Origin of the sequence: Furfurilactobacillus curtus, assembly GCF_045862785.1 — a bacterium.
In the GTDB taxonomy this organism is placed as follows: domain Bacteria; phylum Bacillota; class Bacilli; order Lactobacillales; family Lactobacillaceae; genus Furfurilactobacillus; species Furfurilactobacillus curtus.
Genome location: NZ_BQXO01000004.1, coordinates 86284 through 111225, shown reverse-complemented (window position 1 = coordinate 111225; position 24942 = coordinate 86284). Strand labels below are relative to the sequence as shown.

Sequence of the window (24942 nt, the reverse complement as noted above, 5' to 3'; positions counted from 1 at the left end):
AGAGTCAACTAGCTTCATGTCACAACGTTATAAAGTCGTGATTGAGTATGACGGTACCAATTTTGCCGGCTTCCAAGTGCAGCCAAATCAGCGCACGGTGGAAGCTGTTTTAGTGGACGTCGTGAATCGGATTGCGAAAAATCCGCTACCAGCGATTGCCGTCTATGGTTCTGGACGGACAGATGCAGGAGTTCATGCGCATGGGCAAGTAGTTCATTTTGATCTACCTAAACCGATCCCGGCAGCTAATTTACGCTTGGCCTTGAATAGCATGTTTCCTTTGGACATGAGCGTGAAGACAGTGACCGAGGTGGATGATAATTTTCATGCGCGGTTTTCAACTCATGGTAAACGGTATCGATATATTGTCTCTACTACGGCCTTCGTTGACCCATTTAAACGAAATTACACGGGACATTATAAGTATCCACTTGATGTGAATAGAATTCGTCAAGCCCTACCAGATTTGACTGGCGAACACGATTTTACCAGTTTCGTTGCTTCCGGAAGCCAGGCTAAATCAAATGTTCGCACGATTTATGATATTCAAGTGACTAATCGGCCAGCCGATCATGAAGTGGTTTTCGATTTCTATGGAAATGGATTTTTATACAATCAGGTGCGGATCATGGTGGCCACATTGTTGGAAATCGGTAATGGGCGACGAGCAGCCGATTCACTGCCAGCGTTACTAGCTGCTAAAGACCGCGAACTGGCCCGAGAAACGGCACCGGCCAGTGGCTTGTATTTAGAAGAAGTCATTTATCCGAGTAATCTGGATGAAAATAGGTGATGTAACTGATTTGTCATTGACAGGGCAGGGTCTGAACAGTACACTGTTACTTGGTATTGTTTGCCCCACGATAAGCCCCGGAAAGTTTTATCGAGTGTCAAACAGACAAGAAATTGGAGGAAAATACCGTGCGTACAACTTATTTAGCAAAACCAGGTGAAGTAGACCGTAAATGGTATGTGGTTGATGCCACAGACGTTCCTTTGGGACGTTTAAGTTCAGTCGTTGCTTCAATCTTACGTGGCAAAAACAAGCCAACGTTTACCCCTAATGTGGATACGGGTGACTTTGTGATCGTTCTTAACGCCGGCAAGGTTGGTTTAACGGGTCGGAAGGCATCAGACAAGATGTACTACCACCACTCGAATCACCCAGGCGGTTTGAAGTCACGCACTGCAGGTAACTTACGTGAACAAAACCCAGTTCGGTTGATTGAAACTTCCGTTAAGGGTATGTTGCCAGCAGGAACGCTTGGTCACAAACAACTGCTTAAGCTTCACGTCTATGCAGGTGACCAACATGATCAAGCTGCACAACAACCTGAAGTTTTAGACATCACGAAATTAATCTAAGGGGGAAATCACATTGGCTACTGTTCAATACGCCGGCACTGGTCGTCGGAAAAACTCAGTTGCGCGGGTTCGTTTGGTACCCGGCACTGGTAAAATCACAATGAACGATAAAGATATTACTGAATACATTCCATTCGCTAACTTGCGTGAAGTGGTGTTACAACCATTCACTGCAACGGAAACGACTGGTAACTATGATGTTTTAGTTAACGTCAATGGTGGTGGCTTCTCCGGTCAAGCCGGTGCTACTCGCCATGGGATCGCCCGTGCATTGTTGACGGTTGATCCTGACTTTCGTGCGCCATTAAAGTCAGCAGGGTTATTAACTCGTGACGCACGCATGAAAGAACGTAAAAAGCCAGGTCTCAAGAAGGCTCGTAAGGCTTCACAATTCTCAAAGCGTTAATCTTTGGATTATCGGATTGGGAAAGCACATCTCCGTATTGGGGATGTGCTTTTTTTACGATTATTTTACGTTAAGCGAGCATGCTATAATCATTTGCTACTTGTGGAAAGCGTTAACATTGCGTAGAATTTTAAGCAGATCAATAGTTGAGGGGTTAAAATTATGAGTAATCACAATGGGTATTCAGTTGGTTTAGACATCGGGACTGGTTCAGTGGGGTGGGCCGCAATCGATGATGATTATCGATTAAAGCGGGCAAAAGGGAATCATCTGTTAGGCGTCCGTTTGTTTGATTCAGCGGAAACGGCAGAGGAAAGACGTTTATTTCGCTCGACTCGGCGTCGATTATCTCGACGTCGATGGCGCTTAAAGTTACTACGGGATATGTTTGCACCGGAATTAGCTAAAGTTGACGAGAATTTTTTAGAACGGTCAAAATATTCTTGGGTTCATCCTACTGATGAGCACAATCCACAAGTGAATGAAGCGGCTGGTGTTGCGAACGGAGCCTTGTTTGGATCGACGGCGGCGGACTCGGCGTTTTATCATGATTACCCCACGATTTATCACTTGCGTCAGGCGTTAATGCAGGATAGCAAGCAACATGATTTGCGGGAAATCTATTTGGCCATTCATCACGCGGTTAAATATCGCGGCCATTTTTTACGCGAGGGTGAAATTTCGGCGGCGGACTCGTTTGATGTCGCGAATCTTGTTCAACTTTTAACGACCTTTGTTGAACAAATGATGCCTGAATTTTCAGTTACCTTTGATGCTATTAAATTATCGGCGATTTTGACGAATGACAAACTTGGTAATTCAGGTCGAGTTGAACAAGCACTTGTTGACATGGAAGTTACTGGTGACATTAAACTGGCCAAACGCTGTTTTAAGACAATTTTTAGTGGCTTAGTTGGTAATCAGATCGATTGGACGACGGTTTTTAACCTTCAAGGCTTGACCGCCGACGATAAGAAACCATATAAATTTAAGTTTAGTGACGGGGACATTGACGATAAATTAGCCACAGTAGACGGTCTGTTAGCACCAGAACAATATGAATTCGTCTTGGCCTTGCAAAAGGTCTTTAATGGCTTGACCTTAAAGATGCTGCTTGGTGATGCAAAGACAATCTCAGCCGCGATGGTTCAACGATACGATGATCACCATCAACAACGTGAAGCACTAAAGGAGTTACGCAAGCAAGATCGCGACGCCTTTGATCAGAATTATCGATTATGGCTAGCTGCGGACTCTGACGACAAGTTAAAAGCGCCGAAAGCCTTCTTTACCCAGTTAATTTTGGACTCGGATTTGCCACAAAAAGCTGACTACTTACAGAAAATTGAAGACGGACAATTTTTACCGCGTCAACGGACGAAGGAGAATGGCTCAATTCCGCATCAACTGCATCTGAACGAAGTGCGTCAGATTATTGATCATCAAAAGCAGTATTATCCATTCTTGGCTGAAACATACACGCAAGCAGATCGAACGGATACGAAGATTGCCGGACTGATCAATTTTAGGGTGCCCTACTATGTTGGACCGCTCGTCAGCAAGCTTCAAAGTGATACCCAGTTTGCTGGTGAAGAAAAGAATCACTGGCTTATTAAAAAGAAAGATGCCACGATCACACCATGGAACCTGTCAGATGTTGTAGATACTGATGCGACAGAAAATGCGTTTATCGATCGATTGATCGGTACGGATACTTACTTGATTGGGGAACCCACCTTACCAGCCAATTCCGTAACATATCAGACATTTACCGTATTGCAAGAATTAAATAATATTCGCCTAGAGGTTGCCGAAGAAAATCGTGAACAGCGCTCGCATCGATTGGATGTTCAACTGAAGCAAGCGATCTTCAACCAACTATTTAGGCGACAGAAAAATGTGACTGTTAAGAATGTAGAAACCTTTATCACGGAAAATACCGGTCAATCTGTTAAAGTTGTCGGATTAAGTCAAAAGACCAAATTTAGTAATAGTTTGAGTGCTTATTTAGACTTAAAGCAGGTATTAGGCGATCAAATAACTGAATTAAGTAATGATCAGTTAGACGAAATTATTAAATTACAGACCGTTTTTGAAGATAAGGTTGCCTTAAAACGACAATTGAGTTTATTGAGTTATTTATCAGCTGAACATGTCACTGCGTTAGCTAAAAAGCATTACACCGGTTGGGGTCGTTTATCTAAGAAGCTATTGACCAGTCATATTGTTAACCACGTCGACAGAATTAATAATCGCACGTTTGATGACGATCAAGGGGCGAAAACCTTGCTTGATGTGTTTTATCAAACTGACCTAAACTTCATGGAAGTGGTTGGTAATGTGGATGACCGTTTCGGTGTGGCTGCTTGGATTAAAGCGCAAAATGAAGCACCGGAAGCGGCCCATAACGTGTACGATGAAATTCAAGAGCTACCCGGCGATAAGAAGACCAAACGTGGGATTGCGCAATCATTTCGAATTTTGGATGACCTTGTGCGGGCTACCGGGCAACAACCAGATAAAATTTATTTGGAGTTTGCGCGTGAGACCCAGGCCAGCCAACAAACGCGCCCCCGTGCTCGGCAATTAAGCGAGTTGTACAGCGGCGACAAGGTGCTAAAGACTTGGTTTGATGAAATTAGTGCCGAGTATAAGGACAATAATGCCTTACAAAGAAATCGGCTATACCTTTATTTCCTGCAGCAAGGAAAAGATATGTATCGACCGGATCATGTGCTAGATATTGATCATTTAGAAGATTACGACATTGACCACATTGTGCCACAAGCGTTTACGAAACGAAATTCATTGGACAATATGGTGCTTGTGGATCGAACGACCAACCGAACGAAGTCAGACGCTGGGACGGTGCCGACAGAGATTCGCCGGGCGATGCGGCCATTTTGGAGTCGACTACTGGCTACAGGATTCATTAGCCAACAGAAGTTTGATGCCTTAACCCGTGCACAAATTGGTGAAATGCAAAGAGAGCGTTTCATCGCCCGTTCATTAGTGGAGACGCGTCAAATTATCAAAAATGTCGCCGCTTTAATTGGCACCCATTTCAAAGAGACTCAAGTTGTCGCGCTACCGGCCTCTCTAACTGGCGACATGCGCCGTTACGTAGATCTGCGCAAGAATCGTGACCTTAATGATTATCATCATGCCCATGATGCCTTAATGATTGCAACAGTTGGCAAATATATCGATCGTAAAGGATTCTTTGATCAAGGACGTCTGAGCGATCAGATGGGTAATTATTATAATAAGTACACGAAAGAACGAATTAAAGCGGCGCGGGAACACGTGCAAGAACAAAGCAAGTTTAAATTTGAACTGACAGATCAAGAGGCAACCGCCCAACGTGAAGAAGAACGCATCAATCCATTTAGTTTTGTGGTAGGATCCATGGCCGCAGCGACGCGTGGACACAAGCTGGTGGCTTCGACTAATGTTGAAACTGGTGAAATCGTTTGGAATGAAGATGATTTCAAGTATCTGGTCGATGGCCCACTGAAGTATAAAAAGATGCTGGTGACATTGAAGACAACAGACGATTCAGGGGCTTTTTATGACCAAATGATTATTAAAGCTGGAGGCAGTGGCACAAAGCAACCACAATTTCCAACTAAAAAGAATCGTGATGTTGCTTTGTATGGCGGGTATAACAATATAAATATTGCTTATTCCGCAATCATCAAATTTAAAAAGGCATATAGAGTCATTTCAATTCCGATGTTTCTCACGAGTGACTGGGAAGTGCAAAATGATGCGGCTAAGCAATGGCTACAGAAAAAATATCCAGAAGCTTTGTTACTTGAAAAGCATGTTCCTTATGAGCAGCTGTTGCTGAGAAATGTCTCTGACGATGAGACATATCCAAGTTATGCCAAGATCAGGATCGCCTCGGACGCTGAGATTCATAACGCTGAGCAGTTGGCCCTAACCATAAAGGAAAATAATCAACTTGCACTAATCGACAATGAAAATAAGGTATCAGAAGAACAGTTATTGTCTTTGTTTGATTCCATTTCAAGAGCCATGAATAAAAGATTTTTATTGCCTAAGCATCAAGTCATAGCTATTGCTTTAGTTGAAAATAAAGATGATTTTATTAACATGCCCCGCGAAGTGAGAGTAAAAACGTTGAGAAGTTTAATTTCGTTGCTTCACGCGGATCGTAGTAGACTGAGCAGTCAGTTGAGTCAAATCGGAGGAAAGCTTAACGGGAAAAAATATGGAATCTCAACCTTGAAAACAGACGGACGTTTACAATGGAGTGGGAAGCTGAACCCAACCGACATGTTGGTGTTCCAATCTCCAACTGGATTATTTGAAAAACGAATTACAATTGAACAGTTAGCAAAACAAGCTGGCATAAAGTAAAAGCAACCCCCGCTAGTAGGTAGCGGGGGTTGTTTTTATATGTAAGTGGCCATACGGCCCTTTATAAAAAGTGGTGAGCTCAGCCGAAGCTTTGCTTTACTTCAATTCTGTATGTCAGATTAATAGGCGGGAGACCCATTAAATGTGGTCTGACGTTGACCACAAATATATTATAGCAAAGGTTGATGAAAAATGGCATGGCGAAATGTATTAATTACCCAACATTCGAAATTATCCTACAAAATGAATCATCTGGTTGTTAAAACTGAAACAGATGTTCATCAAATCCCTTTAGATGACATACAGTGTCTAATTATTGGGACGACACGGGCGGTTATCACCAGTTATGCAGTGATGATGCTGCTTCGACATGATGTTAAGATTGTGTTTACTGATGACAAGTCATCACCAATTGGTGAAATTGACGGTTATTACAATAATCATCAGCGTAATTCACGACTAAAGAAGCAAATGGTGTGGAAAGAAGATCATCGCCAAAAATTATGGCAACAGGTCATCAGAAATAAAATGAAAAACCAGCAGCAGCTTCTGCAAGACTTAAAGCAAGATTGCGAACAGTTCACCGAATTAATAGATGGTGTTGACGAAGGCGATACGACTAATCGGGAGGCGGTGGCGGCAAGATTATATTTCACACGCTTAATCGATACTGGTTTTACACGGCGGGATGAAGAGCAACCGGTTAATGCAATGCTCAATTATGGTTACTCAATATTACTTTCTGCCTTTTCCAGAGAAATAAACGCTTTGGGATATTTGACCAATTTTGGTATTCATCATGATAGCACAGAAAATCAATATAATCTGGCAAGCGACTTGATGGAACCGTTGCGTCCCTTAGTCGATGAAGTGGTTCAACGGCATAAAGAGGAACCGCTGTCGTTGGATATCAAAGTTGAATTGATTAGCTTACTGTCAGACCCAATCAATTTCAATGGCCATGAGGCGTTAGTCGCGAGTGTTTGTACGGAAATGGTTCGTGATAGTGTTGGCTATCTTAACGATGAGACCAGTTTGCCACATTGGGAGTTTGAACTATGAGGTATCGAATTATGCGATTAATGGTAATGTTTGATTTACCGACCGAAACGGCGCAAGACCGTAAAAATTATCGACAGTTTCGAAAAGCACTTTTATCTGAAGGATTTATTATGATGCAAGAAAGTATTTATGTTCGTATTACTGTGAATAAAAAGGCCGCTGAGCTGCTAGAACGAGTCGCACCAGCAGATGGCTTGATCCAAACATTGACGGTCACAGAGCGTCAATATGCGTCGATGAAGTTCATGGCAGGTACGCCGAATACTGAGATTGGCAATCAAGACTTAAAGGTGGTGGTTATTTAATGGATCAACTAACTTATTATCCGTTTGAGCCAATTAAGCTACAAGCGGGATTGAACTTTTTAACCATTACGAATGCGAATACGTTGTGGGAAATCACGAGCCATTTACGCGAATATGATGAAAAAATCGTCTGTAGTGATGCGGGTAAACAGCTGGTTTGTAGTAAGGCGCTGATTTATTTTGGCAGCCTAAATGGTTCATTTGATATAAATGCTTTTTTCAACCGTCAAGCTGTTAAGGTGCTGATTGATTGCTTAGACGAGGAAGAATTGCGAAATTTGTACGAATTGGATTGCCAAGAAAAGACACTTTTAACTCAAGTTATCTTTGAGAACAACCTGCCATTAAAGATCCAGGATACGTGGGATTCAAAAACGGCGATTAAGGATCAATCAATCATGATTGATCTGCCCCAGACGTTATCACCGTATGATAAAATAGGGGCAGTGATAACAATTATGAATGAATTAAACGATCACCGACTCTTAGTGCTAACTGACGTTTGGTTTTTCTTAACAACCGATCAATTAACGGAACTAGCAGAATATGCAGGTTCACTTGGTGTTAAAGTTTTATTCATTGAGAGGCAAATTAATGATGTTGAAACGTCTGATTACATTTGGAAAACGACTATTGACGAGGATTTCGTCCAATTCTAGCGCTGTGTACCTGACGAGTATGCGAACGCGTGGTCTGCTTCAGATGTATGTCAGATTAATGGGATGAAGAACCTCGACGTGCGAAAAAATGGCGTTGTTATAGCTTCAGATGTATGTCAGATTAATGGGATGAAGAACAAAAATAGGCTCCCCAGATGGCGAACCCGAGCTTCAGATGTATGTCAGATTAATGGGATGAAGAACATTTAAAATGGCAACATATACAAAGAAAAAGCTTCAGATGTATGTCAGATTAATGGGGTGAAGAACTCACTTCAGTCATGAATCATCATCCCCAAAGCTTCAGATGTATGTCAGATTAATGGGATGAAGAACCGCGGCTGTTGCTTATAAAACGGGCATGGGGCTTCAGATGTATGTCAGATTAATGGGATGAAGAACGCTGTTAAATCGCTTCAAAGCACGATTAATGCTTCAGATGTATGTCAGATTAATGGGATGAAGAACCGTCAATTTGTGGATGGTGTGGATCACGGTGCTTCAGATGTATGTCAGATTAATGGGATGAAGAACTCTATCACAGGGTGGCATATTGATAACCCAGCTTCAGATGTATGTCAGATTAATGGGATGAAGAACTCATGACAGTATTTAGTTCTTTGACAGAGCGCTTCAGATGTATGTCAGATTAATGGGATGAAGAACATCGGCTACCTTTTGAATATTCTCTGACTTGCTTCAGATGTATGTCAGATTAATGGGATGAAGAACGCCGTCAACCAAACGGACAAGCTTAGCTAAGCTTCAGATGTATGTCAGATTAATGGGATGAAGAACTTGCTAAGTGAACAAGTGTAGTTACAAGTAGCTTCAGATGTATGTCAGATTAATGGGATGAAGAACTTAAAAGTCCTTACGTGAGCTTGATCTTGCGCTTCAGATGTATGTCAGATTAATGGGATGAAGAACAAAGGATGGCGGTTGATGTGAACGAGGATGGCTTCAGATGTATGTCAGATTAATGGGATGAAGAACGCTTAGCCTTGAGTTCGGTAATATCAGCCTGCTTCAGATGTATGTCAGATTAATGGGATGAAGAACGTCGGTTGACCACACGGAGAGCGTGTTAGAGCTTCAGATGTATGTCAGATTAATGGGATGAAGAACTAGTCTCTGTTGTAGTCTCTGGATAGTCTCGCTTCAGATGTATGTCAGATTAATGGGATGAAGAACCGCTAAGCAAGATCAAGCAGATCAATCAACGCTTCAGATGTATGTCAGATTAATGGGATGAAGAACTTATTGGTGCCGGCGGTAGGGTCATGTCAAGCTTCAGATGTATGTCAGATTAATGGGATGAAGAACGTGGCACGTCAAGCGAAGACTTGCATGTCAGCTTCAGATGTATGTCAGATTAATGGGATGAAGAACACTAGCAATGCTACGGGCCAACAAGAATGAGCTTCAGATGTATGTCAGATTAATGGGATGAAGAACTGATCTGACTGATGACATCGTCAGCTGCTCGCTTCAGATGTATGTCAGATTAATGGGATGAAGAACCGAAACCATCTGGGGTCAAGACCTCAATAAGCTTCAGATGTATGTCAGATTAATGGGATGAAGAACTGAGGCAGCTAAACATGAGTTAAACAAGTGGCTTCAGATGTATGTCAGATTAATGGGATGAAGAACTGTTGTCCTTGATTTTTTCTAGCAAGAAAGGCTTCAGATGTATGTCAGATTAATGGGATGAAGAACAATTGTTAAATTTAAGTCCTTACTTGATTCGCTTCAGATGTATGTCAGATTAATGGGATGAGAAATCTTTTTACCTACTGATTGGTTCAATTTTTAAACTGCCAATTTAACGGTTGAATAAATAACGGGTTTTAGCAGACTCTGAAAGAATATTGAGTTCTAAAACATGAATTATTTTTCGATTGTCCGCTGTATGTCATAAGTGATGACCTAGGATGGTACTACTGATGCGTAGCAGAGTTATTGGCTTTTATAATAGTTAGAAACTGGTGCTAAAAAGATCAATTGAAAGGGGAAATTACAATATGGTCTTTCCAGACAAATACTTTTATGATCGTGAAAGTGAAATCGAATTAGTTGAACGGAACTTAGTACAAATGGTTTTCACAACTGGTAAGTTTGAAGATTTACCGATTACTATGCCTCAAACCGAATCGATTGTGAATAATCTTGAGGTTAGTGGTGTGCGACCTGAAGATATCGACACAGTAATCAGTCTGAAACGTGCTTATGAATTTGTGATTAAACGTCAAGGCGTCTTTGTTGCCAAAGATGTTTTGGCTATCAATAATGCGGTTCGGAGTAGTCATCTGGGCGCAGGCCAAATCCGTACTGAGGGTGTTCAGGTGCCACTCACCAATGATTTATGGGTGCCCCCCATTCCTAATGAGCATGACGCGTTGAATGACATTGAAAAAATTAGCCAACAAGGCCAATCAGCAACGGAAAATGCGATAGATTTAAATCTTTATTTATCTCGCTGGCAACTGTTTGCCAATGGCAATAAGCGGACGGCAATTGTATCGGCCAACGCTTTAATGATCGATGCTGGGGCTGGTATTTTGGCCATTCCTGAAAATAAAATGCACTGGTATGGTTCCTTGCTTCAAAAATATTATCGAAGTGGGCGTGATATTGATATTAAACAGTGGCTATACGACAACGCGGTGTATGGTACATCTGCTCACTCCATTAGTAGGCGTAAATAGGGTTATTACTACAAGCGGAAACAGTCAAAGTTGTCCTTTACTTAGGTTCTTTACGAGCACAATCTTATCCAATGCTAGGTTGAATTAATTTAATAGATGCCTAGAATTTGATAAGGTTAGAATATTTGTCGCTTGTACACTCAACTGGGCTCTAATTTAGGTGATATGAAGAAAAAGGAATTTTTTTAAAGGATGAGTCTGTGGAAGACATTCAGCACATCAGAATAAAATTTGATAAAACTATATTATTTTTGGGAACTCAGAGGGAAGAAACATGGAGTATGAACGAAGAGATGCTAAACCCGGCATATTAAGTGCGCTGCAGGAATTAGGGGGGACCGCTTCTAAGACCCGGATTAAAGAAGTAATGGCAGATATTGAAGAAGTAGATTTTACCTATGAAGATATTAACTATACCGTTACGTCACGGAATGGGAGAATGTACAAACCCTTCGCTTTTGATTTTAACTTTGGGTTAAAAGAATTGGAAGTTTTAAGTTATGTCCAACCGATTGAGCGTAATCGAGACATTACTTTAACGAAGAAAGGTGAGATCATTACATCCTGTCGGGTACCGACAAAAGCTGATTTTGACACAATAACGGAGTACTGGCAGGAGAAACATAGGGTTCGCCAAGAAAAAATGATAGCTGAGAAGCAAGCATCTGAGGAGCTTTCTGGTGGCGCCCCTGAGCTAACTGAAAGTATTGATGATGATGGAGACCTCGCAAATATTGAATGGAAGCAGGAATTGATCAATCAACTTCAAAAATTTAGTCCAAAAAAATTTGAGAACTTTTCTCGAGCATTAGTTAATCAAATGGGTGTTCGTTTAGACCCAGTTAAGGGGGTAGTGGTGAGCGGGGATCATGGATTAGATGGGTTCGGCTATTTTGAGTCTGACGAGTTCCGAACGACACGTGTAGCCATTCAAGCCAAACGTTATGCCAATGAGAATAAGGTTACAGAGCAAACTATTGATGCGTTTAAAGGTGCAATGGATGCAGAAAATGCTGAGTATGGCATTTTGATCACAACATCGTCCTTCACTATTCCCGCTCGAAAAAAAGCAATTATCGGTAGTCACCCAGTGACTTTAATAGATGGTGATCGGATTGCAGATTTGGTGGAAAAATATCACTTGTTTATAACGGAAGTTCATACGTATAAACTGAAAGATTATTATTTTGAATAAGATAAGTGTGTTCTGTTTTGGTCGTGGATAAATGCGTAATCCATTAAGTTGGCTTGATAAGGAGTGCTTTTCCGAAATCAAAAATAGGCGAACATCAAAATATCAGAGGAAAAATGTTTGCTTTGGATTTTATTTTCAATGCATTACATGAAAATATTTGAGTACATCTATTCCCGTTAATTTGCCAATATTGTGAGCTTCAGTCCTTAATTGGTTCTATACATATTTTTTGGGGATTACTTTTTGCAGATTTATAATAGTTGATTTTAAGCGCGGCAGTTCGTTAAAGCGGATTTATAAAAGACTAAATGTAGCCTTAGTTAACGAAATTATGGTGAATTTAATTATGATAGACATGAGAAAAAAAGATGCAATCGAGATTGCCTGATTTTCCGATAGCTGATTTCATTAAGCAAGTATCTAGCAACTTTGCTTTTTTTTGCAAGCACCATTAATCGCCCCTACCTAAAAAGATCGGTATTCTATTTTCATGACACGATCGAGGGGGAATTGGATGAGCAACAGTCATCATATGAAAGGACAGTTGGTCGCGATTGCCAGTTTATTACTACTCAGTATCGCGACATGGACCATTTTGGGACCATTGCGACCACCGAAGGCTGTAACAAAGGCAGCTAACGCTCAGATGCGCAGTCGTTTTAGTTTGGCAAACTTGCGGCAAGATTTAGAAAGGTATCCTGGTCTGATTCGCGCCTCTTTGGATGCTTATCCAGGCCAAAATGCTGAGGGAACATACTTAGTCCCTGGGTTAACCGAACAGGAAACCTTGAAACCGGTAGGGCATCAGTTTGTGCCGATACGGAGTCAATTTATGACGCCTCAAGGGGTGACAGTCACGCCCAAGTATGTGATCACGACTGCCTATGATCACTCAAATCGGGGGAATTCGGTATTAAACATCTTAGATCGTCAGACTGGTAGTTTCATTAAACGAGTAATTCTGCAAGGGCGCCCGCACGTTGGCGGCATTACCTATCAACCAGATGCCAAGGTGCTGTGGGTTTGCGGGGCAAAAGACGGACGCGCTCAGTTATTTTCAATTAAACTAACCAGCATCGATCGGTATAAGGCTAGGACCAATCGCCCAATTGCTTATCAGCATTCGGCCCTATTGCCGACGATCCAGCGTGCTTCATTGGTAGCCTATCAAAATGGGTATTTATGGGTTGGCTTCTTCAGCCCGTTTGGTAATAGTACCGTACAACGTTTCAACGTCCATGATGTAGAAACTAATTCTCATACTCTAAAGAGCCGATTTAAAGCTCAGGGGCTATTCGATGGTGTTTTCCAACGCTTAACATCGCAAGAAACAATCGGAAAAATTCAAGGATTGAGTTTCTATAAAGACAACGTGTACTTATCCCAGTCTTTTGGCCCAGAGGATTCTTGGTTGTATATTTACCATAAAAATTTACATCGCCAGCGGTTCACACCTGCTCAAGCGGTTGCTAGAGTCAGAATGCCTGCCCATTTAGAGCAGATTACCTGCCCATTTAGAGCAGATTACCATTCAAGGTGACCGCATGTATGCGATTTTTGAATCTGGTGCCCGAGCCTATTCGTTGCATGAAAGCACTCGTATTGGACGTGTTGTCTCCTTTGACGTGCGAAAATTGCCGCCTTATACAACGAAAGGGGCTGATCATTAATGAAAGTGAAGATGAATCAAGGCAATCTAATTGAATTGCCAATCAGATCGGTCATGCTCGCTTTGCTGTGGGGCCTCACGATCGTCATTACCTACTTAACCTTATTCAATACGAATAATAGCTTTGCTCGGCTGATGAGCCCATCTTTGGTGCATCTAAGCTCGATTAGCATGTGGGTTGGTTGGTTGTTGACCCTCATCAGAATTAGCTTATCAATCGGGCTTTTATGGTTGATGGATCGTTTGATTCTGCGCCCATTTAAATGGCGAAGCGTGACCCAGCGGCCACAGTGGCGGGCTAGCTTAAGCGCGATAGGCGATTTAGTCGTAGGCGGACTTTTGTGGCTACCGCTATATTTATTGACATACACCTTTTTGCGGGATGCTTTAGCCGAAGATCTAGCGGGCTTAATTTACCCAGACAAACTGTGGCAGGCACTCATTATTTCAATTCTCCTTGATGTGGCGGACATGGCGGTGTTACTCAGCTTTGCAAGCATCTTTTGGTTAGCAATTAATCAAGGTGTTCAGCGCCTCATCGTAGGACATCCCTTTGTTCAACGAATCGTGACAACTTTAGTGGTCGTGACGATTTTAGTTGCAATAACATTGTATTTCATACCCACCCAGATTCTTCAATTGATTCCGATTATTACTAGCCTGTTTCATTTTCAAAAGTACCGTAATTTTTGGCTGCTTTTACTGATTGGCGTGGGACTTACCGTGTTGATTTCGGTAATGACAATGCTGCCGTTGCTCGTATAGATTAAAATGGAAAAAATCCCATCAAGCTTGCCGGAAGACGCCGGAAGCTTGGTGGGATTTTTTATATGGCTTTAAAAGATCAATAGCCAGCGGTTAAGTCGACTTGGTTACGAACGAGCGACCCATCCTTGACAAATGTCTGCAAATTCTCTTGTAGAATTGGGAACAGACGTTGGTCCAGATGATCCATAATGCCAGAAATATGGGGCGTGAGTAAAATATGGTCATTGGTCCATAATGGCGAGTCCTTAGGCAATGGTTCTTGGGCGGTCACATCAAGAGCTGCATAGTTTAATCGACCACTTGCCAAAGCAGCTTCTAAGTCAGCTTCGATCACCGCACTACCGCGGCCAACGTTAATAAATAGTAACTTATTTTCTAACTGATCAAAGAATTGTTGGTTGAAGTAGCTGTCCGTTTCTTTAGTTCCAGGCATGATGTTGATGATAATGTCAGCCTTGGCAATCCCTTCAGAAGGATCATTGAAGGCATATGTTTGATCGAAGTGATTAGCAGCATGCCCGGTTGTATTGACACCTTCAACATGCACGTCCATGTCTTTTAGTAGGCGAGCTGTCTCGACAGCAATATGACCGGTTCCAAAAATGAGCACGCTGAATTCATCGGCGACAAGTTGATGATCAGCAGATTGTTGCCATAATCGTTGTGATCGTCGCTGCTCGGCCGTCCATAGACCGCGAGTAAAGTAAAAAATATAACCTAAAATTGACTGGGCAATGGCGGCAGCATGAATGCCACTGGCGTTAGTGACGAGCACATGTTGTTTGGCAAATTGATCAAGTGGTAAGTAATCGACACCTGCCGAAAAAGTTTGCACCCACTTTAATTGACTGTGCACGGCATTAGCGACCTGTAGACCTAGCTTTTGATCCCAGCCGTAAATAATGGTAATGCCTGCTGGATCAACGCTGCCTTCAGTAATCTCAGCGGGGGTGACGACTTTGATGCCGAGACCGTTTACTGAGGTCACTTGCGCATCGGTGAGCGGAAATAGAGCTAATAGTTGTTCCATAGTTAAGCACTTCCTTTGAGTTAGAATACAGGATCATTATGGTCGTTTTATCGGCCAGACGCAAAGAAAATGACGTTAAAAAGGCCTGCTAATCGTCGTCAAGCAGCCTAGAAATTAACCGGGCATTTCATTTGGTTAACAACAATTTGCTAACGAATTTGAAAAAAATTGAACAAATATCGAATATCGTTTGAAAACTCATTTATCACTCGATATAATCAAAGCAGAGAGCGGTTACATTTGAGAAAATTTGTCGGCTAACTTGCCTACAATCAAATTGACCACTACATAACTTGCCAGCTGGTGGCGCAAGCTCTAGTCCAAGATTGCTCCACCAGCTAGCAAAGTCGCGAACTTACTCGCAATTATTCTAAAGGAGCGCTGTACGATGACAATATTTGGCTTGAGCATTCTTTCGTTAGCGCGTTTCCAATTTGCAATGACTACGGTGTTCCACTTCTTCTTTGTTCCGTTTTCAATCGGAATGGCGGTGGTCGTTGCTATCATGGAAACCAACTATGTCATCCAGAAAAAGGAAATCTATAAAAAGATGACTCAATTCTGGGGCAAAATCTTTCTTCTATCCTTTGCTGTCGGAGTTGTGACTGGGATTATCCAAGAATTCCAATTTGGGATGAACTGGTCACAATATTCACGTTTTATGGGGGATATCTTTGGTGCACCATTGGCCATCGAAGCATTGGCGGCCTTCTTCTTGGAGTCAACATTCATTGGACTGTGGATGTTTACTTGGGATCGGTTTAAGCCAGTGTGGCACTGCTTGTTCATTTGGCTAACAGCGTTGGGATCAGCATTATCGGCTGTCTGGATTTTAGCTGCTAACTCTTTCATGCAGGATCCAGTTGGCTACGCATTAAAGACCGCCAACGGTAATACTAAGGCAGTGATGGTTAGTTTTGCCGATGTCGTTAAGAACCCGCAATTGTGGTATGAACTACCGCACGTGTTATTCGGGGCATTCATCACAGCGGCATTTGTTATCGCTGGTTCTTCAGCTTGGCGGTTACTGAAAGGCAAAGATGTTGAATTTTGGCGCAAGAGCATCAAGATTAGTTTGATTGTTGGACTAGTTGCTGCCGTTGGTGTCACTGCGGCAGGGGATCAACAGACGCAATACATCATCAAAAACCAGCCAATGAAGTTCGCGGCCACAGAAGGGATTTACAAAACAACGGCGACTCATGCCTCTTGGTCAGTTGTGGAAGGTATGGATACGAAGGGTCATCAGGTTAAATGGAGTATCGAAATTCCTTATGTCTTAAGTATTTTGTCTTACCATAAGACTAGTGGGGCCGTACAAGGGGCAAACCCAATTAACAAAGAATTACATCAGAAGTATGACAAAAAATTTGGCAAGGATATGAACTACTTCGTGCCAATGAGAACTTTGTTCTACAGCTTCCGTGTGATGGCGGTTTCGGCAGGTGTCTTTGCATTAGTCGCCATTTTAGGACTGTACTTCAACCGCAAAAAATCCGACCAAATTGTGCGATATCGTTGGTTCCTATACATTTTGGGACTATGCCTTTGGCTTCCATTTATCGCAAATACGGCAGGTTGGTTTATTACTGAGTTGGGTCGTTATCCATGGGTCGTTTATGGCCTGTTAACGATTGCTGATGCAGTGTCGCCACACGTTACAGCTGCTTCGTTACTCTTTAGCAACATTATTTACTTCTTACTCTTTGCTGGAATGGGCGCTGTGATGATTGTTTTAAGCCATCGAGTGCTGGTCAGCGGCCCTGATGCTGACGATTTGGATCCAAGCTACGTTGAGGACGATGATGATGACAGTCAAACAACTGTCGATCCTTATGCAAAGGGGGCCTTCAACCATGAGTAACTTACAACTATTATGGTTCATTCTGATTGGGTTGCTATTTGCCATCTTTTTCTTCCTTGAAGGATTTGATTTTGGCGTGGGTATGTCAATGCACACGTTAGCGCAGACCGATCGAGAACGAAATAATTTAGTGGCCTCAATTGGTCCTCACTGGGATGGTAACGAGGTTTATCTGATAACGGCAGGTGGTGCCATGTTTGCCTCATTCGGTGCATGGTATGCTTCCTTATTCTCAGGCTTTTATGTCATGTTCTTACTCGTCTTAGTTGGTTTAATTATGCGCGGAGTTTCTTTTGAATTTCGTAAGGATATGCGCACTGATTTTTGGAGACGCTTCTGGGAATGGTCGTTGATGATTTCTTCGTTAGCGGTCCCATTCTTATTGGGCATGATCTTCACGGACATGGTCAAAGGGATGCCAATCGACGCTCAAGGCGATATTATTGGACACTTTACCGACTACGTGAACTGGTTCTCTATCGTCGGTGGTGTCGCGGTCGCGCTATTGAGTTACTTGCATGGGCTAAACTTTGTGCGGTTAAAAGTCGCGGGATCATTGCGTGACCGGGCACGATCTTATGGTAAAGTCCTCTATCCGGTGCTTTTTGCTGGTGAAGTCGTTTTCGCGATTTTGGTTTACGTCTATACAGACTTCTTTACAAAGAAACCGGTCTTAACGACGACGATTTTAGCGATCATTGTGCTATTAAGCTTGATTGCTTATATCGGGACTTTGCGTGATTGGGAAGTAACGTCCTTTATCGCTGGTGGACTGACGTTGCCGGCTGTCGTGACATTATTATTTGTCGGGATCTTCCCACGCGTAATGGTGGCCAATAACGGTGTTAATAGTATTCTGATCAAAAATGCTTCTAGCTCTGCTTATACGTTGAACTTAATGACTTGGGTTGCATTTGGGATTTTGCCGTTTGTCTTGGCTTACCAAATTTGGAGTTATTGGGTTTTTTACAAACGAATTAAAGCAAGCTAGTCATTCATTGCAATGTCACTGCCAGGAAATTAAGGAGATCGAGAATTAATGATTGATCGACGTGTGTTTCGTTTACCTGGCATTACCAAGATTTTACTAATGCTTGCAGGGCTGGTGGTCCTGCAAGCATTTAGTATTTTATTTCAAGGGCGATTTCTGTCGCGAACGTTAACTGATTTATGGAATCGGCAGCCAGAATCGACCATTCTGATGCCTGTTCTATTGTTTGCCAGCGCGTTTGCATTACGTCAAGTATTGGTAATGCTCAAAAACCGAGTTATGCAGCCATGGGTTGACCGAACCGTGTTTAATCTACGTCAACAATTGTTGCAAAAACTTGTGAATATTGGACCAGCCATTGTTGCCAAGCAGGGAACGGGGAATGTTGTCACGATGGCGTTAGAAGGAATGAATCAAGTGACGACATACTTAATGTTAGTCGTCATCAAGATATTCGATATGATGATTATCCCCACAATTTTGATAATTTATATGTTCTTTTTACGTTGGCCTGAGGCATTATTTCTCCTTTTTATTTTCCCTGTGATTATTTTATTTATGATCATTTTAGGCTATGCGGCACGTGATAAAGCGAATCGCGAATACGCTAGCTATACGCAATTATCAAATAACTTTGTTGATGCTTTACGAGGGCTACCAACGCTCAAACAACTGGGCTTAAGCCAAAAGTATGCCAACAATATTTATGCGGTTTCCGAAGATCATCGCAAGAAAACGATGGGTACCTTGACCATCGCGATCCTATCGACATTTGCATTGGACTTTTTTACGACTTTATCGATTGCCGTGGTGGCAGTCTTTCTTGGCTTAAGTCTGGTCGCAGGACGGATTGCATTATTTCCCGCGTTAACCTTATTAATTTTGGCACCAGAATATTTTTTGCCAATCCGTAATTTTGCTAATGATTATCATGCCACTCTTAATGGTAAAAATGCGTTAACGGCAGTTTTAGAGATTTTAGCGCAACCGGAGCCAACCGATCGAGGCGTGCTTCCTGCTCAACAACCCAGTTGGAGTGAAGATAGCTTGCTGACGTTATCACATGTCAACTTTAGTTACGATGCTGGTCAAACGTTGGATTCACTAAAAGATGTCTCGTTAACTGCCAAAGGGTTTGAAAAAATTGGCATTATTGGCCCTTCCGGATCGGGAAAATCAACATTAATTAACCTATTGGGTGGTTTCTTATTACCAGATCAGTCCGATGACCAAAAGATCTCAGTTAATGGGACCACGGTGCCACATTTAAGTCAAACGAACTGGCAGTCACGTTTTCTTTATATCCCGCAAGCCCCCTATCTGTTTCATGCTAGTTTAGTCGACAATATTAAATTTTATACACCATCGGCGAGTGTGGCTGATGTAGAACGAGCTGTCGCTCAGGCCGGACTAACGAATTGGGTGGCAACGTTACCGGAAGGTTTGAAAACACCTATTGGTGAAGGTGCGCGGGGTGTTTCAGGAGGTCAAGCTCAGCGAATCGCGTTAGCACGGGCCTTCCTAGATCAGGATCGACGAATCTTACTCTTCGATGAGCCAACCGCTCATTTAGATATTGAAACAGAGGTTGAACTGAAAGAAGCTATTAAGCCGGTTTTTAAAAATCATTTAGTGTTCTTTGCGACACACCGTTTACACTGGTTAAATGAGATGGATTATCTCTTGGTTATTGAACATGGTCAGATCGTTGAGCAGGGAACGCCGGCTCAGTTAGCAGCCAAAGACGGGGCCTTTACAGCATTACGGCGAGAAATGGGAGGTGACGAATTATGAAGGGTTTTTTTGACACATTTCGTCATGACTCATGGGTCATGCCATACCTACGTAAGTATCGTGCCTTGTTAGTGACTGTATTGCTACTGGGAATTTTGACGACGATTACCGGATCAGCCTTAATGTTCACCTCTGGTTATTTAATTAGCCGGGCCGCACAGCATCCTTTTAATATTATGCTGATTTATGCGACGACGGTGTTGGTACGGGCTTTCGGGATTGCACGACCATCTTTTAAATATGCAGAGCGCTTAACCAGTCATAACTGGGTGTTGCGAATTGTCTCGGATTTTCGTAAGAAACTTTATCAATCTGTAGAACGGGATGCTGTCGCGATTCGTCAGCGTCATCAAACAGGAGACATTCTCGGGCTACTAGCTGAAGATATTAACCATATTGAAAATCTGTATTTGCGCACCGTATTTCCACTGATCGTGGGCTGGGGGTTATATCTTTTTGTCATTATCGCATTAGGTACCTTTAGCTGGGCGTTTGCTGGGTTAATGTTTCTATTGCTCGGTGTGATTGTCATCATTATGCCCTTAGCTTCGGTTGCATTGAATGGTGCTCGCGAGTTCAAGCAAAAGCAAACCCAGCAACAGTTGTATACTGCAATGACGGATGCTGTCTTAGGCGTCGGCGATTGGATGATCTCTGGGCGGCAGACCGATTTTATGGAGCGTCAGCTAACGCCCATTAAAGCGATGGGAAAGTTGCAAGATACAGATGATAAATTTCAGTGGTGGCGTGATTTAGTTGTACAACTCGTTATCGGTGTCATTGCAATTTGTATGATTTACTGGGCGGGAAATTATTTTAATACAACGCATCTTGCCATCAATTGGATTGCAGCTTTTGTCTTAGCCATTTTTCCGGCCACTGATGCTTTCGCCTCATTGCCACAAGGAGTTTCAGAATGGCCGGTCTACCAAGATTCGATTAAACGTGTCAATCAATTGGATCAAACAGTACCTGAGACGATTCCACAACAACAGTTAGCTGTGGCAGATTTTGAAACGCTCGAACTAAAGGAGACCTCATTTCAATATGAATCAGCTAGCCGACCGGTGTTAGACCATCTCAATTGGACCATCGATCGCGGCGATAAAGTTGCGTTACTTGGCCCTTCTGGGACGGGCAAGTCCACGTTACTTAAATTGGTTTTAGGCGATGAGACCCCCACTAACGGAACCGTTACCGTCAATGGAATTCCGATTGCTGCGCTACAGGAGCAACGTGGTCAATTATTTGGTGTGCTAGATCAACAACCATACTTGTTTAATACAACGATTCTCAATAATGTGCGCCTAGGAAATCTAAACGCAACGGATGAACAAGTGCGTGCGGCCTTGAAGGCGGTTGAATTAGATGGTTTAGTCGCCAGTCTGCCTGATGGTGAAAATACCGTCGTAGATGAAGCTGGGGCGCGTTTTTCGGGTGGTGAACGACAGCGCTTTGCATTGGCCCGAATTCTGTTGCAGGACGCACCAATCATCATTTTAGATGAACCGACTGTTAGCCTGGATCCAATTACTGAACACGAGTTGTTGAATACGGTCTTTGATTTATTGGCCGATAAAACAATTATCTGGGTGACCCACCATTTAGAGGGGATTACGCACGTTAAATCCGTTCGTTTTATGGAGGATGGTCAGTTTGAACTGGCTGGTGAGCCGCATGAGCTATATCAAACGAGTGCACGATTCCGGCGCCTTTATAATTTAGATAAGGGTCGGACTGATTGAAAAATTCTGCCAGTTAATGGTTATTAAGCCGCTATAATTAGTGCTTTTGCTAATTCTAGTGGCTTTTTGTTGTAAGCGGCCGTTGACCTGTGTCGTTTGTTTAGGTGCTTTAAGCTGGAAACGACTATAATGAGGACACGACTGAAATAGACGAGGAGGATTTAGTGTTGGCGTTATCTTATCAAGCATTAAAAACGGTCATTCCTGCGATTATTGAAGCCGGCAATGTTCCTAACATTGTGGGAGAAGCCGGTATCGGTAAATCAGCGTTAGTCGCTGATGTGGCAGCCTCAATGGGTGCTAAATTATTTACGACGGTGGTTAGTCTGTCTGAAAAGGGGGATCTCGCGATTCCAGTGCCGCCGTTAACCGAAGCTAGTTTTGTTCAAACCACATCATATGGGCGACTTGCGGATGTGCAGTATGGTTATGCGCATACGCTTATTGAATTGATTCAGTATGCGCAAACTCATCCGCAACAACCGATCATTTGGTTTCTTGATGAATTCAATCGTGGTTCGCAAGCGGTTCAAAGTGAGCTGATGAATCTGGTATTGCAACGCCAAATCAATACACTTACCTTGCCGCAACAGGTGAAATTGATTTTAGCAGCCAATCCGGATGCGACGATGAACGGGTTTGACGATCATTTCTACGGAGTGACTGCCGGCGATGATGCAATTAAAGATCGGACGACGCGGTTGGTCATGCAAGTAAATCTCGACGATTGGTTGCAGTGGGCAAAGCAAATAAATGATCAGGGGCAAGCTAACATTGATCGGCGTGTGCAAAATTATTTACGTGAATATCCTGATGATTTACGTCCGTTACATCCTGACGCAGATTTGTATCCGACGCCTCGGGCTTGGACGCGGGTTGCTAACAATTTACGAGCATTAGACGGATTATCTAAACCTGTCCAACAAGCTGTGCAATTTGAAGTCATTTTAGGTGATCTTGGCGAGACGGTCGGATCACGTTTCCACGCCTGGTTGAATCAAACATTGACAGTTCCCGAACTTTATGAAGAACTGGACTCCCCCTTACCAGCCTCCTTGCAAACCCGATTTACCCAATTATCAGTTGCTCAACAACAAGCTTTGTTAGTTACGGCAGGGATGACTGAAGACTTTCCACTAAGCCAGTCTGTGAATGCGGCGCGATTGCAAGCGTTGATTCAATTGTTGCCAATTGATGGTCAAGTTGCTGTGTCGACTACCCTAAGTCAGCAGCCAAAATGGTTGGCGGCGCTACAGGCGGCCGATCAAGCGGCCAGCCGGCAATTATTACAATTAGTGTTACGACGTATAAATGTGGGAGATTGAAAGCGCCCAATGGCAAATTTAGATCAGCAATTGCATCATTTACAACAGAATTCTGTTAGAACCGGTGATAGTGAACCATTCGTCAGCGATTTGTTAGCGACCTTCATGCGGGAACAGCCATTTTATGGTCATTTACTCGTTCAATTGCCACGACGTTATGAAAGTACGGCCAGTACGTTGTTTGCTCTAGGATGGCAAGGACCGCAACTAGGCTTATTGATTAACGATCGATGCTGGTCGACGGTTGTTAATGTTGATGAAATCCAGGCGATGTTGATACACCTCAGTCTGCATCTCTTATGGGAACATCCACTGCGTTACGCCTTTGAAGCTGATGTCGCTACAGTGGCAATCGCCACCGATGTTGCCGTCAATCAAATGATGAATCATCCTTTACCGCAAACGTGGACGTTAGCCGCGTTGAATCAGCAGCTTGGTCGTCATTTACCAGCTAATGCAGATTCACAACTTTATCTAAAGGCTTTACGGGAAAGTTCTTCTCAATCGGCTGATCCTGATAGTTCAGCTGATGCCAAGCAAGCAAAGTTCAATGATTCACTCAGCCGTCAGCCAACCGCCGTTTCACAGCGTAGGAATGGTCGCCATCGCTTAGACCAAATTAAGTCGATAACTAGTCAACTCGTCGATGATCCAAGCACTTGGCAGACGTTATCGCACCATAATAATCAACAGGCAAATGAGCAAATTTACTGCTTATTACGGCAGGCCCTTGCACAAACAACGTCCGTGCAGCGAGGTCGACTGCCAAGTACCGTCACCGCGCAAATTTCCCGGTTAAGGCACCGATGGCAAAACCAGCCGTGGCAGGCGTGGCTGGCTAGACTTACTGGTTCTATGCCTTTGGGGCAACAAACCAGTTACGCGCGCTTTAATCGACGGCAACCTTACCGAATGGAATTACCAGGACAATTACAACGACGAGTGGCTGAGCTGGTCATTGCAGTTGATGAGTCAGCGTCCATTGACTTGGACACATTGACAACATTTTTAACGACGGTGCAGGCGATTATGCGAGCGACACCAGCATCCATCACGGTTCTATTTTTTGACGCTGACGTGCAACGGTCAGTGACATTAGCAGCCGGTCAGATTAAATTACCGACAGATTTTTTTCGACGTCAGGTAGGTGGTGGTACGCGTTTTCAAGCGATATTTGATTATTTAGCCAGTCAGGTTAAGTGGGAGCAGCCACCAATCGTATTAGTGTTAACGGATGGACAGGGAGAATCAGTGATCACAGCGGAAGGCTTTACACGAGTTTTGTGGTTAGTCACGGCTGGGCATGAGCTGAGTGTTCAATCACCACCCGGTTGGGTTTTTCCATTAACGCGTGATGGGGGTGAAATTAAGTGATTCAGCTTTCTGAAAAACAGTGGGCGGCTGTTGTTAATCTTGAACCTAGTTATCTTCGTGCGCGATCAATACTGAATAATGATTGGCAAGCCATTGTTTTGGATAATCCGTTATTTGTCAGTTACATCACGGTAGCGGATTTACAGTTTGCTAGTCAATTAGCCGCAGCGAAAGTCGTGGAACAACCGACTAATCAATTGGTGAGTTTTGCGCAGCGACAAGTAGTTCGGCGTCGATTGGCGCCATTTCTATCATCAGAGGCAAAGACCTGGCTTAATCGAGAAGATGGTTAG

The 24942-nt window shown here is 43.0% G+C and carries 19 protein-coding genes and 1 CRISPR repeat array; of the genes, 18 read left to right on the top strand and 1 reads right to left on the bottom strand.

Features of this window, described 5'->3' with window-relative positions:
* Positions 1-16 precede the first annotated feature (16 nt).
* The 11 genes from truA to ACKTR2_RS07685 all read left to right on the top strand — a co-directional run bounded on the left by truA (position 17) and on the right by ACKTR2_RS07685 (position 14523).
* A complete protein-coding gene (gene truA, locus ACKTR2_RS07735) occupies positions 17-793 on the top strand; it encodes a tRNA pseudouridine(38-40) synthase TruA (RefSeq protein ID WP_407884194.1) in 777 nt (258 codons plus the stop codon).
* Positions 794-921: 128 nt separating this feature from the next.
* Positions 922-1365, top strand: a complete 444-nt coding sequence (gene rplM / locus ACKTR2_RS07730) for a 50S ribosomal protein L13 (RefSeq protein WP_407884192.1) — start codon at positions 922-924, stop codon at positions 1363-1365.
* A gap of 13 nt (positions 1366-1378) precedes the next feature.
* A complete protein-coding gene (rpsI, locus tag ACKTR2_RS07725; protein WP_407884190.1) occupies positions 1379-1771 on the top strand; it encodes a 30S ribosomal protein S9 in 393 nt (130 codons plus the stop codon).
* A gap of 162 nt (positions 1772-1933) precedes the next feature.
* A complete protein-coding gene (cas9, locus tag ACKTR2_RS07720; protein ID WP_407884188.1) occupies positions 1934-6157 on the top strand; it encodes a type II CRISPR RNA-guided endonuclease Cas9 in 4224 nt (1407 codons plus the stop codon).
* 192 nt (positions 6158-6349) lie between these two features.
* On the top strand, positions 6350-7219 hold the full coding sequence (gene cas1, locus ACKTR2_RS07715; RefSeq protein ID WP_407884186.1) for a type II CRISPR-associated endonuclease Cas1: 870 nt from the start codon (positions 6350-6352) through the stop codon (positions 7217-7219).
* Positions 7216-7524 (top strand): CRISPR-associated endonuclease Cas2, encoded by a 309-nt coding sequence (gene cas2, locus ACKTR2_RS07710; protein WP_407884184.1) that lies wholly within the window; start codon positions 7216-7218, stop codon positions 7522-7524. The genes cas1 and cas2 overlap by 4 nt, the downstream gene beginning before the upstream one ends.
* Positions 7524-8183 carry a type II-A CRISPR-associated protein Csn2 gene (gene csn2, locus ACKTR2_RS07705; RefSeq protein ID WP_407884182.1) on the top strand — a complete coding sequence of 220 codons (660 nt, stop codon included), beginning with the start codon at positions 7524-7526 and terminating at the stop codon, positions 8181-8183. Before cas2 ends, csn2 begins: the two co-directional genes overlap by 1 nt.
* 36 nt (positions 8184-8219) lie before the next feature.
* Positions 8220-9971: direct repeats of the CRISPR family, unit length 36 nt; unit sequence GCTTCAGATGTATGTCAGATTAATGGGATGAAGAAC.
* Positions 9972-10210: 239 nt separating this feature from the next.
* A complete protein-coding gene (locus tag ACKTR2_RS07700) occupies positions 10211-10894 on the top strand; it encodes a Fic family protein (RefSeq protein WP_407884180.1) in 684 nt (227 codons plus the stop codon).
* 274 nt (positions 10895-11168) lie between these two features.
* Positions 11169-12089 (top strand): restriction endonuclease, encoded by a 921-nt coding sequence (locus tag ACKTR2_RS07695; protein WP_407884178.1) that lies wholly within the window; start codon positions 11169-11171, stop codon positions 12087-12089.
* Positions 12090-12603: 514 nt separating this feature from the next.
* On the top strand, positions 12604-13629 hold the full coding sequence (locus ACKTR2_RS07690) for a YncE family protein (RefSeq protein WP_407884176.1): 1026 nt from the start codon (positions 12604-12606) through the stop codon (positions 13627-13629).
* A gap of 129 nt (positions 13630-13758) precedes the next feature.
* Positions 13759-14523, top strand: coding sequence for a hypothetical protein (locus ACKTR2_RS07685; RefSeq protein ID WP_407884174.1), 765 nt, complete (start codon positions 13759-13761; stop codon positions 14521-14523).
* A 79-nt stretch (positions 14524-14602) separates the two neighbouring features.
* Here ACKTR2_RS07685 and ACKTR2_RS07680 read toward each other — a convergent pair whose 3' ends face one another.
* Complete coding sequence (locus ACKTR2_RS07680) at positions 14603-15556, bottom strand: NAD(P)-dependent oxidoreductase (RefSeq protein WP_407884172.1); 954 nt, start codon at positions 15554-15556, stop codon at positions 14603-14605.
* A gap of 388 nt (positions 15557-15944) precedes the next feature.
* Here ACKTR2_RS07680 and ACKTR2_RS07675 point away from each other — a divergent pair, with 388 nt between their 5' ends.
* The 7 genes from ACKTR2_RS07675 (at position 15945) to ACKTR2_RS07645 (ending at position 24942) form a co-directional block, all read left to right on the top strand.
* Positions 15945-17420 carry a cytochrome ubiquinol oxidase subunit I gene (locus tag ACKTR2_RS07675; protein WP_407884171.1) on the top strand — a complete coding sequence of 492 codons (1476 nt, stop codon included), beginning with the start codon at positions 15945-15947 and terminating at the stop codon, positions 17418-17420.
* Positions 17413-18411 carry a cytochrome d ubiquinol oxidase subunit II gene (gene cydB / locus ACKTR2_RS07670; protein WP_407884169.1) on the top strand — a complete coding sequence of 333 codons (999 nt, stop codon included), beginning with the start codon at positions 17413-17415 and terminating at the stop codon, positions 18409-18411. The genes ACKTR2_RS07675 and cydB overlap by 8 nt, the downstream gene beginning before the upstream one ends.
* 48 nt (positions 18412-18459) lie before the next feature.
* On the top strand, positions 18460-20205 hold the full coding sequence (cydD, locus tag ACKTR2_RS07665; RefSeq protein WP_407884167.1) for a thiol reductant ABC exporter subunit CydD: 1746 nt from the start codon (positions 18460-18462) through the stop codon (positions 20203-20205).
* Positions 20202-21950, top strand: coding sequence for a thiol reductant ABC exporter subunit CydC (cydC, locus tag ACKTR2_RS07660; RefSeq protein WP_407884165.1), 1749 nt, complete (start codon positions 20202-20204; stop codon positions 21948-21950). Before cydD ends, cydC begins: the two co-directional genes overlap by 4 nt.
* Before the next feature lie 167 nt (positions 21951-22117).
* Complete coding sequence (locus tag ACKTR2_RS07655; RefSeq protein WP_407884163.1) at positions 22118-23275, top strand: AAA family ATPase; 1158 nt, start codon at positions 22118-22120, stop codon at positions 23273-23275.
* Positions 23276-23284: 9 nt separating this feature from the next.
* Positions 23285-24649, top strand: a complete 1365-nt coding sequence (locus ACKTR2_RS07650; RefSeq protein WP_407884161.1) for a vWA domain-containing protein — start codon at positions 23285-23287, stop codon at positions 24647-24649.
* Positions 24646-24942 carry a hypothetical protein gene (locus ACKTR2_RS07645; RefSeq protein WP_407884159.1) on the top strand — a complete coding sequence of 99 codons (297 nt, stop codon included), beginning with the start codon at positions 24646-24648 and terminating at the stop codon, positions 24940-24942. The genes ACKTR2_RS07650 and ACKTR2_RS07645 overlap by 4 nt, the downstream gene beginning before the upstream one ends.

Coding starts and splice junctions, on each gene's coding strand:
- truA (WP_407884194.1), top strand. CDS start 17: ATGTCACAACGTTATAAAGTCGTGATTGAGTATGACGGTACCAATTTT.
- cas9 (WP_407884188.1), top strand. CDS start 1,934: ATGAGTAATCACAATGGGTATTCAGTTGGTTTAGACATCGGGACTGGT.
- cas1 (WP_407884186.1), top strand. CDS start 6,350: ATGGCATGGCGAAATGTATTAATTACCCAACATTCGAAATTATCCTAC.
- cas2 (WP_407884184.1), top strand. CDS start 7,216: ATGAGGTATCGAATTATGCGATTAATGGTAATGTTTGATTTACCGACC.
- csn2 (WP_407884182.1), top strand. CDS start 7,524: ATGGATCAACTAACTTATTATCCGTTTGAGCCAATTAAGCTACAAGCG.
- ACKTR2_RS07700 (WP_407884180.1), top strand. CDS start 10,211: ATGGTCTTTCCAGACAAATACTTTTATGATCGTGAAAGTGAAATCGAA.
- ACKTR2_RS07695 (WP_407884178.1), top strand. CDS start 11,169: ATGGAGTATGAACGAAGAGATGCTAAACCCGGCATATTAAGTGCGCTG.
- ACKTR2_RS07690 (WP_407884176.1), top strand. CDS start 12,604: ATGAGCAACAGTCATCATATGAAAGGACAGTTGGTCGCGATTGCCAGT.
- ACKTR2_RS07685 (WP_407884174.1), top strand. CDS start 13,759: ATGAAAGTGAAGATGAATCAAGGCAATCTAATTGAATTGCCAATCAGA.
- ACKTR2_RS07680 (WP_407884172.1), bottom strand. CDS start 15,556: ATGGAACAACTATTAGCTCTATTTCCGCTCACCGATGCGCAAGTGACC.
- ACKTR2_RS07675 (WP_407884171.1), top strand. CDS start 15,945: ATGACAATATTTGGCTTGAGCATTCTTTCGTTAGCGCGTTTCCAATTT.
- cydB (WP_407884169.1), top strand. CDS start 17,413: ATGAGTAACTTACAACTATTATGGTTCATTCTGATTGGGTTGCTATTT.
- cydD (WP_407884167.1), top strand. CDS start 18,460: ATGATTGATCGACGTGTGTTTCGTTTACCTGGCATTACCAAGATTTTA.
- cydC (WP_407884165.1), top strand. CDS start 20,202: ATGAAGGGTTTTTTTGACACATTTCGTCATGACTCATGGGTCATGCCA.
- ACKTR2_RS07650 (WP_407884161.1), top strand. CDS start 23,285: ATGGCAAATTTAGATCAGCAATTGCATCATTTACAACAGAATTCTGTT.